Annotated in this window: 14 protein-coding genes; 7 read left to right on the top strand and 7 right to left on the bottom strand. The window is 66.9% G+C overall.

The genetic code is table 11. The features are described 5' to 3' along the window. Nucleotides 1-165 precede the first annotated feature (165 nt). The gene (locus IE243_RS09440; RefSeq protein WP_191319106.1) at nt 166-1,584 is read left to right on the top strand and encodes a glutamate synthase subunit beta; all 1,419 of its coding nucleotides are present in this window, start codon (nt 166-168) and stop codon (nt 1,582-1,584) included. A gap of 353 nt (nt 1,585-1,937) precedes the next feature. Here the strand turns inward: IE243_RS09440 and IE243_RS09435 are convergent, their stop codons facing one another. Next, entirely contained in the window at nt 1,938-3,230 is a 1,293-nt protein-coding gene (locus tag IE243_RS09435) for a DUF459 domain-containing protein (protein ID WP_191319105.1), read from the bottom strand. Nucleotides 3,231-3,725: 495 nt separating this feature from the next. On the opposite strand from IE243_RS09435, the gene galU reads away from it, so the two are divergent. Next, complete coding sequence (gene galU, locus IE243_RS09430; protein ID WP_191319104.1) at nt 3,726-4,604, top strand: UTP--glucose-1-phosphate uridylyltransferase GalU; 879 nt, start codon at nt 3,726-3,728, stop codon at nt 4,602-4,604. A gap of 257 nt (nt 4,605-4,861) precedes the next feature. Continuing rightward, entirely contained in the window at nt 4,862-5,866 is a 1,005-nt protein-coding gene (locus IE243_RS09425) for a KpsF/GutQ family sugar-phosphate isomerase (RefSeq protein ID WP_191319103.1), read from the top strand. Nucleotides 5,867-5,913: 47 nt separating this feature from the next. Here IE243_RS09425 and IE243_RS09420 read toward each other — a convergent pair whose 3' ends face one another. The 3 genes from IE243_RS09420 to hemH form a co-directional block, all read right to left on the bottom strand. After that, the gene (locus IE243_RS09420; protein WP_191319102.1) at nt 5,914-6,360 is read right to left on the bottom strand and encodes an NfeD family protein; all 447 of its coding nucleotides are present in this window, start codon (nt 6,358-6,360) and stop codon (nt 5,914-5,916) included. A gap of 38 nt (nt 6,361-6,398) precedes the next feature. Continuing rightward, nucleotides 6,399-7,364: an SPFH domain-containing protein gene (locus IE243_RS09415; RefSeq protein ID WP_191319101.1), complete on the bottom strand. Its 966-nt coding sequence runs from the start codon at nt 7,362-7,364 to the stop codon at nt 6,399-6,401. A 221-nt stretch (nt 7,365-7,585) separates the two neighbouring features. Next, on the bottom strand, nt 7,586-8,653 hold the full coding sequence (gene hemH, locus IE243_RS09410) for a ferrochelatase (protein WP_191319100.1): 1,068 nt from the start codon (nt 8,651-8,653) through the stop codon (nt 7,586-7,588). 230 nt (nt 8,654-8,883) lie between these two features. Here hemH and IE243_RS09405 point away from each other — a divergent pair, with 230 nt between their 5' ends. Beyond that, nucleotides 8,884-10,467 (top strand): bifunctional metallophosphatase/5'-nucleotidase, encoded by a 1,584-nt coding sequence (locus IE243_RS09405; RefSeq protein ID WP_191319099.1) that lies wholly within the window; start codon nt 8,884-8,886, stop codon nt 10,465-10,467. Between the two features lie 157 nt (nt 10,468-10,624). Beyond that, complete coding sequence (gene ung / locus IE243_RS09400; protein ID WP_191319098.1) at nt 10,625-11,377, top strand: uracil-DNA glycosylase; 753 nt, start codon at nt 10,625-10,627, stop codon at nt 11,375-11,377. Between the two features lie 101 nt (nt 11,378-11,478). Here the strand turns inward: ung and IE243_RS09395 are convergent, their stop codons facing one another. Both IE243_RS09395 and IE243_RS09390 read right to left on the bottom strand, forming a co-directional pair. Next, complete coding sequence (locus IE243_RS09395; RefSeq protein ID WP_191319097.1) at nt 11,479-12,723, bottom strand: phenylacetate--CoA ligase family protein; 1,245 nt, start codon at nt 12,721-12,723, stop codon at nt 11,479-11,481. Between the two features lie 229 nt (nt 12,724-12,952). Next, complete coding sequence (locus tag IE243_RS09390) at nt 12,953-14,362, bottom strand: porin (RefSeq protein WP_191319096.1); 1,410 nt, start codon at nt 14,360-14,362, stop codon at nt 12,953-12,955. Between the two features lie 61 nt (nt 14,363-14,423). Between IE243_RS09390 and IE243_RS09385 the strand changes: the two genes are divergently transcribed. Further along, nucleotides 14,424-14,798 (top strand): hypothetical protein, encoded by a 375-nt coding sequence (locus IE243_RS09385; RefSeq protein WP_191319095.1) that lies wholly within the window; start codon nt 14,424-14,426, stop codon nt 14,796-14,798. Between the two features lie 38 nt (nt 14,799-14,836). Here IE243_RS09385 and IE243_RS09380 read toward each other — a convergent pair whose 3' ends face one another. Next, nucleotides 14,837-16,036, bottom strand: a complete 1,200-nt coding sequence (locus tag IE243_RS09380) for an ABC transporter substrate-binding protein (protein WP_244643018.1) — start codon at nt 16,034-16,036, stop codon at nt 14,837-14,839. A 321-nt stretch (nt 16,037-16,357) separates the two neighbouring features. On the opposite strand from IE243_RS09380, the gene IE243_RS09375 reads away from it, so the two are divergent. Next, on the top strand, nt 16,358-16,627 hold a 270-nt coding region (locus IE243_RS09375; RefSeq protein WP_191319093.1), incomplete at its 3' end, for an AMP-binding protein.

Genomic DNA, 16,627 nt, shown 5'->3' with positions numbered 1-16,627 from the left:
GCGCGCCGGGCTTGGCCGGAAATGCGTTGGGTGCGCTCCGGTTGTCTTCAGGACAGCGGGGTCCCAGATCAACCAGAGGTTCGGGCGGTTCGGCGCGCCAGCGCAGCAGGCCGCTCCCGCAATGCGCCGCGGCTCGACGCCGCCTGGAAAAGGCAAACGCAGACGATGGGCAAGGTTACCGGCTTTCTCGAAATCGACCGCCAGGATCGCAAGTACCGGCCAGCTTCGGACCGCATCCGCCATTACAGGGAATTCGTCATTCCGCTGGGCGAGCAGGGCGTGCGCGACCAGGCGGCGCGCTGCATGGATTGCGGCATTCCGTTCTGCCACAACGGCTGTCCGGTCAATAACCAGATCCCCGACTGGAACGATCTGGTTTACAACGGCAACTGGGACGTGGCGCTGCGCAACCTGCACTCCACGAACAATTTCCCGGAATTCACCGGCCGCATCTGCCCGGCGCCCTGCGAGGCGTCGTGCACGCTCAACCTCACCGACAGCCCGGTGAACATCAAGACCATCGAGTGCGCCATCGTCGATCGCGGCTGGGAGCACGGTTTGATCGAGCCGCAGCCGCCGCAGGCGAAGACCGGCAAGCGCGTCGCCGTCATCGGCTCCGGCCCGGCCGGCCTCGCCTGCGCCCAGCAGCTCGCGCGCGCCGGTCATGACGTGCATCTGTATGAGAAGAACGCCCGCGCCGGCGGCCTGCTCCGCTACGGCATCCCCGACTTCAAGATGGAGAAGCATCTGATCGACCGCCGCGTCGCCCAGATGGAGGCCGAGGGCGTCACCTTCCACTACGGCGTCAACGTCGGCGTCGACGTGACCGTCGACACGATTTTGGCCGACCACGACGCCATGGTGCTGACCGGCGGCGCCGAGAACCCGCGCGACCTGCCGATCCCCGGGCGCGATCTCGGCGGCGTCCACTTCGCCATGGAATTCCTGCCGCAGCAGAACCGCCGGGTTTCTGGCGAGAATACCGACCGCTCGGCGCCGATCCTTGCAACTGGCAAGCATGTGGTGGTCATCGGCGGCGGCGACACCGGCTCCGACTGCATCGGCACCTCGGTGCGCCAGGGCGCCCTGTCCGTCACCCAGCTCGAAATCATGCCGCAGCCGCCGGCAAAGGAAAACAAGCTGCTGACCTGGCCGGACTGGCCGCTGAAGCTGCGCACCTCGTCCAGCCATGAGGAAGGTTCCGAGCGCGACTTTGCCGTGTCGTCGGTGGAATTCACCGGCAAGAACGGCGCGGTGAAGGCGGTGACCTGCGTGCGCGTCGGCCCGGATTTCAAGCCGCTGCCGGGCACGGAGTTCGAGCTGAAGGCCGATCTGGTGCTGCTGGCCATGGGCTTCACCCAACCGGTGCACGAAGGCATGCTGACCGATCTCGGCGTCGACTTCGATCAGCGCGGCAACGTCGCCGCCAACGTGATCAGCTACAAGTCATCGCGCGAGAAGGTTTTCACCGCTGGCGACATGCGTCGCGGCCAGTCGCTGGTCGTCTGGGCCATTCGCGAAGGCCGTCAGTGCGCCCGCTCGGTTGACGAGTTCCTGATGGGCTCCAGCGAACTGCCGCGCTGACACCGGGTTTCGCAGGTTCGCGACGCGTCATGCCCGTACGTGTTGCGGGCATGTTTGGCCTCGCCAGCCTGGCAGGCGCCAGTCACAACGCGCCGGTGAACCTGAAGGCAAAGCCGGACAGGTCCGGCATCCGGCCGACAGGCCCGCCAGACACAGAAAAACAAAAGGCGTGGGCCAGCCCCACGCCTTTTGTTTTGCCCAGCGCGCGCCCACGATGTCCTGGAGCGGGCTTGCTGTTTTGGGCGCACCCCGATCATCCGGGCGTTTCCATCGGGTCTGAAGGCTCCCCGAGACGCCCCGGCATTCTCGTTGAAAAGCAGTTCAACGAAAGATGGACCCCGCTTTTCCCGAACCTACCCTCCCGGACGCGGCCAGCGGAAATCGTCGGCGCGACCAGGCGGCGGCGCGGCGGGGACGCCCTCACGCAGCGCCTTGCGCGCAGCCGCATCCGCCAGATCCTGCCGGCCGCCGTCCAGCGGCGTCAGCTTGCCGTCGGGCTCCTGGCGAACCAGATTCAGCGGCAACACCGGGCCAACCTCAGGCTTCGCCACAGGTTTGGGCGGGGAAACCGTCGCCGCCGGCGCCGACTGCTGCGGCCCGGGCAAACTGAACGGATCAATCAGGGCTGTGGCGGGCGTCGCGGCCTGGCGCGCCTGTAGCCGGCGCACCTCCACCACGACAAAATGCGCCAGCTTGCGCGCACCGGCCCTAGTCAGGGCAACGCCATCATCCTCGCGCAGTCGCACGGTTTCGCCGGTCGTCGCCGGCCCATAAACGGCGAAGCCGCCGCCATCGTCGGCGAACACCGCCCATGCGTCGACGAAGCCCCCGCCCGCCTTGTCGGCGGCGGCGCGCAAGGCGCCGTTCAGGGCCGCGTAACGGCTGGACTGTTCCTTGTCAGCGACCGGCGGCAGCCCCACCCAGACCACGGGCGTGCGACGCGTCGCCATGTTGGCTGATATGCTGGCGACCAGCGCGGCGAGCTGCGGTTCCGACAGCTTCGCCCATCCAGGCGCGGCCGCAACGACGAGTACGGCGCTTTTGTCCGGCTCCGCCATGACGGCCGGCGTCGCCGCCAGCAACCGCGCGGCGTCGGGTCCGGAGCCCTGGGCATCTTCCGCGGCAACGCGCAATGTCCTCACTCCGGCAACCGGCCGGTCAGCCAGCGCCGCCTCCAGCCCCTCGCCGAGGCTCGCGCCTGGCGCTGGCGACGCCAGCAGATAGACGAACTCCGTCTGCTCGACCGCCGGGCGCGGCGCCGCAGCCGGAGGGGGCGGGCGACGCACGGTCCTGCGCGGTTCCTGGCGCGGCGGGCGCGCCATCGCCGGCGGGCGCGGACGGTAACCTGGCTGATATTGCGGTCGCTGCGGCGCCCCAAACAGACTGTCAAAAAACCCGCGCTGCTGCGCTTGTGGGGCCGGCGCCGACGGGTAGCGCCCGGCGCCGCGCGCCGGAGCGCGCTGCTGGCTCCTGCCGCGAGACGGCTGGCTGAACATGGGGCGACGCAAGTCCATGTCCAGCGCCAGGGCCGCGCCGGCGCCCGACAACGACGGCGCGGTCACGTCCGGCAGCCGTTCTGGCGCGACCAGCAACCAGGCGACCAGCGTCGCCACGGCCATTCCAACCGGTTTCAGAGCCTTGCCCATTGCTCTCCCGTCCGCTGCAGGGGAACGCCCGCGCCGCGCAATCACGCCCCGCTCCGGAACGGCGCGCCATGGCGTGAAGGGAATATAGCCCGTCATCGCGCGCCCGTCATCGCGCGCAACCACCGCGCATCCGCAAGGGCCGGCCGTTGACGCGGCGGACGTCGCCACAGGGCCACCGGCTCCAGAGGATGTGATCGAAAAGCAGGGAAGAGACCAGGTCCGTCATACGCCGGTCATGGATTCGTCACATCACCCCAGAGAATGAGCCGCATGATCTCGCCAAGCAGTTTACCTTACCCTAGGGAAACAATGCCGCCGCCGCCCGGCGTCCTGTCCAGGTCGGGTCGCCCCCGCCCCAGCCAGGCGCAAGATGATTCAGGCCAGCAGTTTTTCAGACCCGGCGCCCTCCTTTTCAATCCATCAGTCAATTATTAAGCTGTCGATGTCACGGACACGGACAGTTCCTACCGACTGAGCAAGCATCCAGGATTTTTCATGCAAAAACCGATCCGCAAAGCCGTTTTTCCGGTCGCTGGCCTCGGCACGCGCTTCCTGCCCGCCACCAAGGCGATGCCCAAGGAGATGCTGACCGTCGTGGACCGTCCGGTGATCCAGCACGCGGTGGACGAAGCCCGCGCCGCTGGCATCGAACACTTCATCTTCGTCACCGGCCGCAACAAGGGCGTGATCGAGGATCACTTCGACAACCAGTTCGAGCTGGAGCGCACGCTCGCCGAACGCGGCAAGACGAAGGAACTTGAACAGTTGCTGGCCGAGTTGCCTGGCGCCGGCCAGACCAGCTTCACCCGCCAGCAGGCGCCGCTGGGGCTCGGCCACGCCGTCTGGTGCGCCCGCGAGATCGTCGGCGACGAACCTTTCGCCCTGGTGCTGCCGGACATGCTGCACTTCGGCCAGACCGCCTGCCTCGCCGACATGCGCGCCGCCTATGACAAGGTCGGCGGCAACATCATCTCGGTGTATGAGGTGCCGGAGGACCAGGCCAACCAGTACGGCATCGTCGGCGTTGAGCCGCCGCGCGACGGCGTCTATCCGATCACCCGGATGGTCGAGAAGCCGAAAGCCGGGACCCAGCCCTCCAATCTCGCCATCTCCGGCCGGTACATCCTGCAGCCGGAAATCTTCGACCTGCTGGCGAAGCAGGAGCGCGGCGCCGGCGGCGAAATCCAGCTCACCGACTCGATGATCCAGCTGGCGCAGAACGACCGCTTCTACGCCACCCGTTTCGATGGCGAGATCCATGACTGCGGCTCCAAGCTCGGCTTCCTCATGGCCAACGTCTCCTACGCCCTGTCGCGTCCCGACCTGGCCGGCCAGTTCCGCGACGAGTTGAAGAATCTGCTGGCGACGCGCTGACCCGCCGCGCTGAACCGACGGCCAATGCCAGTACACGCGAAACGCCGCCGGATTCCGTGGGGAATCCGGCGGCGTTTGCGTCTGCTTCGCCAGGCGACTATTTATGGCGCGCGAGGCGGCGCGGCTTCGCGTGAAGGAAACGCGCCGCGTCAAACTGATGGCGCATTGCCTTTAAGACGGTTTCTCAGGCATGGGCCTGAACCCATTCATGGCCCGTAGCCAACTCCGGGCCCGCAGCTTCCGGATATTGCCTGTCGATGAGCAGCCTGCCAGCCTCCAGCCCGACGCCTGACGCCCCTGACAGTCCTGTCGCCGCGGCGCTGCGCACCCTCGCGACGGAAAAAGCCGGCCTCGACGCGCTGGCGGCGGCGTTCGCCAATGGCCTTGGCGCGCCGTTCACCGCCGCCGTTGCCCTCATCAACGCCAGCCGCGGCCGGCTGATCGTCACCGGCATGGGCAAATCGGGCCACGTTGGCCGCAAGATCGCCGCCACCATGGCCTCCACCGGCACGCCGGCCTATTTTGTCCACCCGGCCGAGGCAAGCCACGGCGATCTGGGCATGATCCAGACCGACGACGTCATCCTGGCCATGTCCTGGTCCGGCGAAACCACCGAGCTGTCCGATCTGGTGGCCTACTCGCGCCGCTTTCGCATTCCGCTCATCGCCCTGACCTCGCGCGCGACCTCCACCCTCGCCCGCCAGGCAGACGTGGTGCTGGCCCTGCCGGCGGTCGATGAGGCCTGCCCCAACGGCATGGCGCCGACCAGCTCCACCACGTTGCAGATCGTCATGGGCGACGCCCTGGCCATCGCCCTGCTGGAAGGGCGCAGCTTCTCCCGCCAGGATTTCGGCGTGTTTCATCCAGGCGGCAAGCTCGGCGCCCAGCTCCGGCACGTCCGCGAAATCATGCACGTCGGCGCCCGCCTGCCCATCGTCAAAACCGGCATGCTGATGCGCGACGCCATCGCCGAAATCAGCAGCAAGGGGTTTGGCTGCGTGCTGGTGGAAGACGCCGACGGCAAGCTGGCCGGCATCATCACCGACGGCGACCTGCGCCGCCATTTCAGCCCCGACATCGCAACGACGCCGGTGGACGCGGTGATGTCGCGCAATCCGCGAGCCATCAGCCCCGACACCCTTCTGGCCAGCGCCCTTGAGCTGCAGGAGCGCAGCAAGGTCACGGCGCTCGTGGTGGTGGAGAACGGCGCCATCGTCGGCCTGGTGCACTACCTCGACCTGCTGCGCGCCGGCGCGGCCTGAAGCGGGCGTAGCCCCGGCGCTTCTGGCCCCGGCTATTTTTCCGCCAGCTATTTTTCTGCCGGCTCGACCACGAAGCCGACGCCTTCCACCGCGACCAGCCGCACCATGGCGCCCGCCGGCGCGTCCGGCCCCTGCACGCGCCATATCGTGTCGTCAATGCGCACCGTCCCACGGCCACTGACAATCGCCTCGTGCAGGGGCGCGATGCGGCCGATCAGGGCGCTGGCCCGGCGGTTCAGCACCACCGGCCGGGCGTCGTTGCGGTCAAAGGCCGTGCGGGTCAGCCAGCGTCCACCGATCACGGTGACAATGCTGAACAGGCAGAACGCCGCCAGCGACGCCTGCCAGCCAAGGCCGAAAGCCGCGTCGACAGCGCCGGCAAGCAGCGCCGCCAGCCCGAACCAGAGCAGATAGACGCCAGGCGCGACGATCTCCAGCGCCATCAGCGCCACGCCGCCGATCAGCAGCAGCCAGCTGGTTTCAATGCTGTCCATGACGCTTCCGCATGCCCAGGGAGTGATACGGCAATATATCAGACATGCGGCGTCGTGACCGGAGCACGGCGCGTGGGCGCCGCGTTGCCTTCAGCGAACGCCTGCTTCGAAATCTCGGCGATGCCGGCGACCGCGCCAATCAGGCCGGCGGAATCGTAAGGCGCCACCACGACCTTCTGGTTGGGCGACGCGGCGAGCACGCGGAACGCCTCGATGTACTTCTCCGCCACCAGGAAGTTCACCGCCGTCACATCGCCTTCGGCAATGGCGGCCGACACCATGGTGGTTGCCTTCGCCTCAGCTTCCGCCTGCCGCTCACGCGCCTCGGCGTCGCGGAAGGCCGCTTCGCGCCGGCCTTCGGCGGCGAGGATCTGCGCCTGCTTCTCGCCTTCGGCGCGCAGGATGGCCGCCTGACGCAGGCCTTCGGCCTCCAGCACGTTAGCGCGTTTCTCGCGCTCGGCGCGCATCTGCCGGGTCATGGCTTCGGCGATGGAAGGCGGCGGCAGGATGTCCTTGATCTCGATGCGCGTGACCTTGACCCCCCAGGGCGCGGCGGCCTGGTCCATGACGCGCAGCAACCGCTCGTTGATCTCGTCGCGATGCGACAGCAACTGGTCGAGATCCATGGAGCCAACCACGGTGCGGATATTGGTCATGGTCAGCGTCAGCAGCGCCACCGGAAGGTTCGACACCTCATAGGCGGCGCGCGGCGCATCGAGCACCTGGAAGAAGGCCACGGCGTCGATGCTGACGCCAGCGTTGTCGCGGGTGATCGCCTCCTGGCCGGGAATGTCGAGCACCTGCTCCATCATGTTCATGCGATGGCCAACACGCTCCATGTAGGGAACGATGAGGCCAAGACCGGGGCCGAGGGTGCGCGCATAGCGCCCGAAACGCTCCACCGTATAAGCGTAGCCCTGGGGGATGGTGCGGACGCCGGCGATCACTGTCACGATCACCAGGACGACCACGGCGATGATGAAAATGTTGAACCCCGTCAGCATGCGCGCACCCCCAATATTGCAGTCTGGAACGTGTTCCAGCCAGGCGGACGCGGCTTCGCGTGAGGAAAACGCGCCAGTTCAGAAAGACAGAGCGCAAATCCGCTTCGGCGCGAACGGATTGTGCTCCTGTCTCCAACCCCTCCGGGCTGTTTCACAAAGTCCGGAGGCATGCAATCCGCGATCCGGGCGTTCTGCGCAAACGTGAAGTCGATGCCGGCGCCTCAGATCCAGCCCTGCAGTTCGCGCGTCACCAGCGCCCGCAGCATCTCGCCATTCTCGGCGCTGTCATTGAGACAGGGAATCGCCGCGTATTGTTCGCCGCCGTTCTCGTGGAAATACTCCGCGTTCTCAACGCCGATTTCCTCCAGGGTCTCCAGGCAGTCGGCGGCGAAGCCAGGCGTCACCACGGCCAGCCGCTTCACCCCATCGCGGGCCATCGCCCTGATGGTTTCATCCGTATAGGGCCGCAGCCACTCGCCCTTGCCGAACAGCGACTGGAAGCTCATGCGGAAGCGCTCTTCCGGCCAGCCCATCGCCTCGCGCATCAGCCGCCAGGTGACATGGCACTGGCAGTAGTAGGGGTCGCCCTTGAGCAGATAGTCCTTCGGCATGCCGTGGAACGACACCAGGATCACCTCCGGCTCAAAGTCCAGCTTCGCCAGATGCCCCTTCAGCGACCGGGTCAGCGCGTCGATATGGGCGGGATCGTTGTAATAGGGCGGCGCCACGCGGATGGTCGGCTGCCAGCGCATTTTCATCAGCGCGCGGAACGCCTGGTCCATGGCGGTGGCGGTGGTGGCGGCGGCGTATTGCGGATAGAGCGGAACCATCAGGATGCGGTCGCAGCCCTGAGCCTGCAGCGCCTTCACCCGGTCCTCCACCGAGGGCAGGCCATAGCGCATGGCCCAGTCCACCACGATGCGGTCGTCAATTCCGGCCATGGCGGCCGCCAGTTGTTCGGTTTGCGCCCGGGTGATGGTCTTCAGCGGGCTTTCATTGCGCTCGGTATTCCAGATCGAGGCGTAGTCCCTGCCCTTGGCGGCGGGACGTTTGGTGAGGATGATCAGGTTGAGCAGCGGCCACCACAGCAGCCGGGAGGTCTCGATCACCCGCCGGTCCGACAGGAACTCCTTCAGATAACGCCGCATGGACCAGTAATCCGTGCCCTCCGGCGTGCCCAGATTCATCAGCAGCACGCCGATGCGGCCATGTAGAGGCCGGCCGTCGTTCCCAGGATGATTATCCGGTTTAAAACCGGAATCACCGGCAGGAGATGCATCGCGCGTCATGTCATTCTGCTTCCGTAACCCGGGAGCGGGTTAGTGAGAGTTTGGATCACATGGAGCGTTTTCCAGCGCAGCGGACGCCGCTTCGCCTGAAGAAAACGCGTCAGTTCAAAAAGATGGAGCGAAATCCGGTCGGGCATGAATGGATTTTGCTCTGGCGTCGCCCGCGATGAGGCGGCGATGGTCTGGTGCGCCTGATACATACAGCAGCAGGAAGGCTGGGGGGAGAAAGCATGGGTGAGTTAACGCGTCGCGGGGCCATCAGCGCCCTGGCCCTGCCCCTCGCGGCGGGAACGGCGGCGTCAGCGCAGGCGGCCACGCAGAACGAAACGCCGAAGCCGGCCTTCTCGTTCCTCCTCGTCAACGACATCTACCGCATGAACGCCGAGGACGGGCGCGGCGGCTATGGCCGCCTCGCCGCCGTGGTGAAGGCGGAGCGGGCGCGAGGCGTCCCCATGCTGTTCTGCCACGCCGGCGACGCCTTCTCCCCGTCGCTTTATTCAGGCTTCGACCATGGCGCCCATGTGGTGACGCTGACCAACATGGTGGCGCCCGATGCGTTCGTGCCCGGCAACCACGAGTTCGATTTTGGACCGAAGGTCTATTTCCAGCGCCTCGCCGAAGCGCATTTCCCGGTGTTCGGCGCCAACATGCGCGACGCCGCCGGCCGGCCGCTGCCTGGCCACCACGACCGCAAAATTTTCGATCTCGGCGGTTTCCGGGTCGGCCTTGTCGGGGTGACCCTGGCCGAGATCCCGATGCAGTCCAACGCCGGCGATCTGACATTCGCGCCCGTGATGGAAACGCTGGCCGCGCAAACGGCGCTGCTGCGCAAGGAGGGCGCCGAGTTCATCGTCGCCCTGACCCACACCGACCGGGAGACGGACTTCAAAATCATCCGCTCCGGCCTGGTTGACCTGCTGCTGACCGGCCATATCCATGACCTGTTCGTCTATTGGGACGAACGCACGGCGGCGGTGGAATCCAGCCATGACGGCAATTACGTCACCGCCATCGACATTTACGCCCGCCGCGCGCCAGGTCGCGGCGGCGCATCCCGCGACGACAAGCCCACGGTGCAGTGGAGCCCCGGCTTTCGCGTGCACGACACGCTGCTGGTGAACCCGGACCCGGCGATGCAGGCGCGGATCGACGCCTTCGAGAACGACCTCTCAAAAGCCCTCGACGTCGCGCTTGCAACGCTGGGCGCCGAGCTGGACACCCGCGCCGCCGCCGTGCGCTACCGCGAGGCCAGCGGCGGCGACGTGATCGCCGACGCCATTCGCGCCATGTCCGGCGCCGATGTCGCCATCATCAATGGCGGCTCGATCCGCGGCAATCGCATCTATCCCGCCGGCTCCACGCTGACGCGGCGCGACGTCCTGACCGAGCTGCCGTTCGGCAACAAGACCGTGGTGGTGAAGGCCAGCGGCAAAACCTTGCTGGCGGCGCTGGAGAACGGCTTCTCGCGGCTGGACGCCCGCGCCGGGCGGTTTCCCCAGGTCTCCGGCGTGCGGGTCGCCGCCGATCTGGCGCGGCCCGTGGGCCAGCGCGTCACCGAAGCCAGCGTGGCCGGCAAGCCGCTTGATCCTGCGGCCGTCTATGCCGTCGCCATCAACGACTACATGCTGCGCGGCGGCGATGGCTACGGCATGTTCGCCGCGGCGACCGGCGGCGCTGGCAATGGCGCTGACGCCGGCAACCGGCTGCTGGCCAACGACGTGATGGGCTGGTTGCGTGAGAAAGGCTCGGTCGCGCCGCGAATCGACGGACGCATCCGCATCGACCAGCAGGCGGCGGAGAAGTCAGCGCGGTAGTCCATCGGACAGGACGCTGGAGCAACATCCATTCATACGGACCCGGATTTTGCCATATCGCTTTGAAAGGACCCGTTTCTTCACGCGAAACCGCGCCGGCTCATCTGGACGGCGCCCGGACCTTCATCCCGGCGTCAAATCGCTTTATCAGGGAGGCATGACCGTCGCTCCTCCCGCCGCCATCCGGGCCCCTGCCTCCACGCCCGCCTATGCCGGCGCCGTCGCCCGCTTCCAGGCCAGCGGCAATGGCTGGGCCGCGCTGGCGTTCTTTCGTTCGGGCAAGGCCGCCCAGGCGGCCGCGCGCGCCGATGCCCGCCATGATGCGGGCGCGCACATCCTGCCGCCCGCGGATCAGGTCTTCACCGCGCTGACCCTGACGCCGCCGGAGGCGGTGAAGGTCGTCATTCTTGGTCAGGATCCCTATCCGACGCCTGGCGACGCCCATGGCCTCGCCTTTTCCGTCGACCGGGACGCCGCCCCGCCCCGCTCCCTGCGCAACATTTTCCGCGAACTGACCGACGATCTCGGCGCGCCGACGCCCGCCACCGGCCGGCTCAGCGGCTGGGCCCATCAGGGCGTGCTGTTGCTCAACGCATCCCTGACTGTGGAAGCGGGGGCCGCCGGGGCCCACCGCAAATTCGGCTGGGAAGCGCTGGCCGATGAGGTGATCGCCAGCCTGGCCGGCGGCGACAGGCCCGTCGTTTTCATCCTGTGGGGCGCCGACGCCCGCAAGTTCGCGCCGCTCATCGACAGTCTGGACGCCGGGGGCCGGCATCTGGTCATCGAAAGCGCTCACCCCTCGCCCCTGTCGGCCCGGCGCGGCTTTTTCGGCTCGCGGCCGTTTTCGCAAGCGAACGCCTTCCTGAAAGCCAACGGTCGCGGCGTCATCGACTGGGGCAGAACCGCGTAAGGACGTGGCGGCGGGGCTGGCGTCACCCCCGCTCAGACCAACCGGCGTCCTGCCCCAGCTCCGGCTTTCCTGAAGCGACGCTCACATCGCCCGAAAGGCCCCTACCCCACCGGCCGTTCGTCGGCGATCACCTTGCCATCGTTGGGCAGGCTGCCAGGAGCGACGAGGCTCACCGCGCCTTTCAGTTTGGTCAGCCCCTGCAGGGTCTGTTGCACCGCATCGCGCAGACCGTCGGTGTGTTGCGGCGCCTCGGCGCGCAACTCCATGGCGTCGGCTTCGTTGTGGCGAGTGATGACCAGCCGCAGGCGGCCAAGCTCCGGGTGGCGCCGGCTCACGTCGGCGATCTGCTCCGGCCGCACGAACATGCCCTTCACCTTGGCCGTCTGGTCGGCGCGTCCGAGCCAGCCGCGAATACGCGGCGCGGTGCGCCCGCACGGCGAGACGCCGGGCATGATCGCGGTGAGATCGCCCAGCGCCAGGCGGATCACCGGATGCAGCCCGTCCAGCGTCGTCACCACCACCTCGCCGACCTCGCCTTCCGCCACTGGCTCGCCCGTGCCCGGCCGCACGATCTCGACGATGATGTCCTCGTTCAGCACCATGCCGTCGCGGGCGACCGTCTCATAGGCCACCGTGCCCACATCGGCCGTGCCATAGGACTGGTAGCCCTCGATGCGGCGGGCGGAAAACGCCTCCTGCAGGGATTTGGGAAACGCCGCGCCGCTCACCGTCGCCTTGCGGATGCAGGAGATGTCGTGACCATCGCGATCCGCCGCCGCCAGCAGGATATTGAGAAAATCCGGCGTGCCTGCATAGGCGACGGGCCTGAAAGCGCGGATCACCTCGAACTGCTGTTCGGTATTGCCGGGGCCGGCGGGGATCACCGGACAGCCAAGCGCCCGGGCGCCGTGATCCATCATGAAGCCGCCGGGGGTCAGGTGATAGGCGAAGGTGTTCAGCACCACGTCGCCGCGCCGCAGCCCGGCGGCGAACAGCGCCCGCGCCGTGCCCCACGGATCAACACCGGTTCCCTCGCCCTCGAAAATCGGGCCGGGCGACGTGAACAGCCGGCCGAAGTGCGACAGGTCGGACGGGCCGAAGCCACCGAACGGCGGCGATTCACGGTGTTCGCCAGGCAGCACCGATTTGCGCAGCACCGGCAGCCTGGCGAGGGCGGCGCGATCGCGCACCGCCTGCGGATCGACGCCGGAGAGATGCGCCGCCCAGCCCGGATGGCGCATGGCCGCCGCAACGGCGTCCGGCAGCCTTTGCATCAGGTCGGCTTCGCGCGCCGCCGGGTCCCGGGTTTCCCGCGCATCGTAGAAGTCGCCGGCTCCGCTGCTCATGCTCCATCCTCCCGCGTTGTCCATCGCGGCCCCATCAGAGCCCCGACAGGCGCCGCGCGCAAGATGAAAACCGGCGTCGTCAGGGCCGGACGCCTGAGACGGCATCCGTTCACGGCGCGCCGGCCGCACCGGCGGCGTCACTTGGGCGCCGTCACTTGGGCGTCACTTGAGCGGCGTCACCCGGGCGGCGGCCATGAAGCTGGAGCAGGCGTCAGACAGCCCGCCCCTTTCAGAAGCTGCGCTCCACCCGCACTTTGCCGACCCAGCCGCTATCCGAAGCGCGCAGGGCGGGCGCCAGTCTGCGGCGCAGATCTGGGCCGGGGCGACGCAGGCGCAGTTCCGTCCAGGCGACCTCCGCCGCGACCGTCATCGCCTGAACCGGCGACCAGGCAAGGCGCGTGCCCGCCGCCCGCACCCGATTGCCGGAGAGCAGCCTGGAATGGCCGGCGCCGCCCGCTCCCCGCGCGTCCAGGCCTGCCGGCGCGCCGGAGCCAAAACTGACGCCGGAAACGCCGGCAAAGAAGCTCTGCGACAGATCAGGCCGCCAGTAGTGCTCGAACGCCGCCACGGCCGACCAGCTTTCCGAAAGACGCAGCCGGCCACCGGGTCCCACATAGCCCTCGGCCATGTCAGCGCCGACGCAACCAAAAACGCTGCCCGAGACGCTGCCCTGCCCGGCCGGCGTATTGGCGCCCGTATAGCTGATGGCGCCGCGCGCCGCCGCCGTCTGCAACCAGAGCCGGTCGCCATCGGCAAGGGCCGGCAGACGCAGCATCAGGCCGGCCTGCGCGGCGAAGCCGTAGCGGGCGGCCGGGCGCGCCGCCGCAACCGGGGCGACGCCCGGGTTCAGTGTGGAGACAAACGGCCCCATGTTCACCTGATGTATCGCGCCGGAGAGTTGGGCAGCGCCCCAGCCGCCGTCCAGCCGCAGGGCGGCGGTGACGTCCGGAGCGTTCAGGCGCTGCCGCGTATCGACCAGGGCAAAGTCCGGCGCGCCATCGATCGCGCCGGCAGGAACCGGCGCCACCGGAATCCCCCCGGTCAACAACGTGCGCCCGCCCCACATGCGGACAAACGCAACCGGCGTGCGCCGTGATGTGGGATCTTCCGCCGCAACGGTGAGGCTGATCCCCCCGCCGGCTTTGAATGTGTAGGCCAGCAGGTTCACCGGCGGTGGGTCAGAGGCGGGCGTGACCGATGTCATCTCCACGTCATGCGCATAAAAATCATAAAACGAGGCGGCGCGGCCGGCAGTCAGCCCGCCGAACTGGATGAAGGCGCGATCCAGCAGCACGCCCTTTTGCGCCCGGCCGAACGTATCGACGCCCGTGGCGCCAAAGCCCCCCGCCCGGCGGTCCAGTCCACCCGAGAAACCGCGTCCTGTCAGGCTCTGCAGTCCGAAGCGGACAAAGGTGCGGGTCACGCCCCACTCCGTCCTGGAGCGCGCATCGACGCTGATCCGGCCAAGCGTGGCGGGACCGAAACAGTCGCGCGACTTCACCGGCAACGGCGCCGTGCCGCCAGCATCCAGCCGCACGAGGCCGCCGATCCGCGCACAGGCGCCGGTTGCGGCAATGGCGAAGAAACCCGGGCCATGCTCCCGGCACGCCGCCACAGGCGGCGACTGTCGCCATGCCAAATCCGGCCCCGGCGCATCCGCGGCAGCGGCAGCGGCAACAAGAGTGACGACGGAGATAGACATGGAGGCGACAGATACGACAGCAACGCCCGGAAACCATCGGATTTTCGCCGGAAACAACCGCAAGAACATCAAATTTTTCATGTATATCACAATTATCGTTTATAGAATTTTTGAAAATATCTCTAAATTATTGGAAAGTATTCGTATTTCAATAACTAAACGCAACAAATTTCCGAAAAATCCGACAGAATTCTGGCGCTTCAACATGAAAATACGACAAACTCTGACGGACGATTTACGTAATCTGAACAACAAAAAGCCGGGACATGACAGCGTCACGTCCCGGCCAGGCAGATCAATCCGGGCAAATCCGGTCCCGTCCGGCGGCGACAGGTCAGGGCGCGTTCCGATCAGGCAAAAAACGCCTGGTTGATCAGAAATCGCGCTCGTGGGCCTGCCCCGATCGGACGGTCAGCGATTCACCGGCTCTTTGCCGCGCACCCAGGTTTCGCCGTTGAACTCGGCGAAGAAGAAGGTGCGCACCGGCTCGTAGTCATCCGCGCTGATTTCGAACGTCACGCCCGGCAGGAAGTGCGCGGGCGCGTAGCCCGACATGCCCTTCAGCTGCGTCATCATGTTTTCGCGGGTCAGATTGTCGCCGCAACGCTTCAGCAGTTCCTCGAGCATGCGAGCGCCGCCCCACGCCATGAAGCCAACCGCATCGCCGGGATCGACAGTCGGCGTATGTTTGGCGCGAAACGCCTGGTATTCCTTCACCAGCGGATCGTTCTGCCATTCGGCGTCCGTCGGCTGGCGGATATAGACGAGCGAGCGCAGGCCCTTGGCGTTCTCAAAGCCGGCGGCCTTGAGCAGCGGCCGGCTGGTGGAGACGCCCACCAGATAGTGCAGCGGCTTCCAGCCCAGCTCCGAGGTCTTGCGGAGGGACTGCGACACGAATTTGCCGACGGTGACGTTGTAGAACACGTCGGCGCCGGAGTTGGCGAGCTTCACCAATTGTGAGTCGATGGTCGGGTCGGTGATGTCGTAGCTCGCTTCGGCGACGATCATCCCCTTGCCCTTGTCGCCAAGCGCCTTCTTGAAGTCGGCGACGTACTCGCGGCCCAGATCATCGTTCTGGTACAGGATGGCGACCTTCGCGTCAGGCTTGTGCCCGGTCAGCCAGCGTCCGAAAGCGCGCGCCTCAGTCGAATACAGCCCCAGGGCCGAGACGGTCAGCGGGAATTTCTTCGGCTCGTTCCAGTGCGGCGAGCCGGTCGAAACCATCAGCTGCGGCACTTTCTTCGAGAACAAATATTTCTGGACAGCCACCTGCGGCGCCGTTCCCATCGAGAACCAAGTCGCGAGCACGCCATCGCTTTCGACCAGGCGGCGCGTCGCCTCCACGGTCTTGGGCGGACTGTAGGCGTCGTCGAGCGAAATCAGCTTGACCTTGCGGCCATTAATTCCACCACGGGCGTTCAGATCTTCGAAATAGGGAACCTGGATGCGACCAATGGTGCCGCCATACGACGCCGGGCCGCTGTAGGGCACGGTCTGTCCGATGCGGATTTCGGTGTCGGACGCACCCTGGTCGTACTTCTTTTCCGCCGCGAACGCGGAGCTGGCCAGCATGGTCGCGAGGGCGACGCCAGCTCCAAACAAGGACTTCATACTACCTCCCATGGGCCGCCGCTATTTGCCAGTCTGAGCCCAGGGCCTTCTAGCACAGCGTCTGGTGAAAACCACTGGCGCCGCGTCATCGGCCAGGCGGCCTGCCGGCCGATAATGGAATCGCATGGAATCGCGCAGATTTTTTTCGCGCGGGCTTTTCAGACGGGTGGGAATGCGCTCTAGAACACGCTCCGGCCAGGCTGCTACTGTCCGGCCACAGAGCAACCACAAGCACCAATCATCTGGCTTGGGGGCGCGCCCGCCGGTCTGACCGCGACCGGCGCATCCGCCGCCACCGGCGCCAGACGGGCGAGGAAACACATGCTGCTACCCATGGGCGATACGCCGCGCTGGTACGCGGACCGCAAGGGCCACGATACGCCAGCCATCATTCATTCCGGTGAAGTCCTGACGTGGAGCCAGCTGGAGCGCGGCGCCAACCGTCGCGCCCGCGCCTTCATGGAACTGGGCGTGAAGCCCGGCGATTTCGTCGCCGTCGGCCTGCCCAACAGCAACACCTTCTATGAGAACACCTTCGCCATCTGGAAATGCGGCGCGACGCCCTGCTCGCTGTCATATCGCCTGCCGCCC

The organism is Camelimonas fluminis (assembly GCF_014656355.1).
Taxonomy (GTDB): Bacteria; Pseudomonadota; Alphaproteobacteria; order Rhizobiales; family Beijerinckiaceae; genus Camelimonas; species Camelimonas fluminis.
The sequence above is the reverse complement of the archived record's forward strand: the minus strand, read 5'-3'. Positions and strand labels throughout refer to the sequence as shown.

Excerpts from the sequence above, each read along its gene's own strand:
- IE243_RS09420 (WP_191319102.1), bottom strand. The coding sequence starts at position 6,360 with ATGGACAGCATTGAAACCAGCTGGCTGCTGCTGATCGGCGGCGTGGCG.
- ung (WP_191319098.1), top strand. The coding sequence starts at position 10,625 with ATGACCGTCGCTCCTCCCGCCGCCATCCGGGCCCCTGCCTCCACGCCC.
- IE243_RS09415 (WP_191319101.1), bottom strand. The coding sequence starts at position 7,364 with ATGCTGACGGGGTTCAACATTTTCATCATCGCCGTGGTCGTCCTGGTG.
- IE243_RS09395 (WP_191319097.1), bottom strand. The coding sequence starts at position 12,723 with ATGAGCAGCGGAGCCGGCGACTTCTACGATGCGCGGGAAACCCGGGAC.
- IE243_RS09440 (WP_191319106.1), top strand. The coding sequence starts at position 166 with ATGGGCAAGGTTACCGGCTTTCTCGAAATCGACCGCCAGGATCGCAAG.
- hemH (WP_191319100.1), bottom strand. The coding sequence starts at position 8,653 with ATGACGCGCGATGCATCTCCTGCCGGTGATTCCGGTTTTAAACCGGAT.
- IE243_RS09435 (WP_191319105.1), bottom strand. The coding sequence starts at position 3,230 with ATGGGCAAGGCTCTGAAACCGGTTGGAATGGCCGTGGCGACGCTGGTC.
- IE243_RS09405 (WP_191319099.1), top strand. The coding sequence starts at position 8,884 with ATGGGTGAGTTAACGCGTCGCGGGGCCATCAGCGCCCTGGCCCTGCCC.
- IE243_RS09425 (WP_191319103.1), top strand. The coding sequence starts at position 4,862 with ATGAGCAGCCTGCCAGCCTCCAGCCCGACGCCTGACGCCCCTGACAGT.
- IE243_RS09385 (WP_191319095.1), top strand. The coding sequence starts at position 14,424 with ATGGAGGCGACAGATACGACAGCAACGCCCGGAAACCATCGGATTTTC.
- galU (WP_191319104.1), top strand. The coding sequence starts at position 3,726 with ATGCAAAAACCGATCCGCAAAGCCGTTTTTCCGGTCGCTGGCCTCGGC.
- IE243_RS09380 (WP_244643018.1), bottom strand. The coding sequence starts at position 16,036 with ATGAAGTCCTTGTTTGGAGCTGGCGTCGCCCTCGCGACCATGCTGGCC.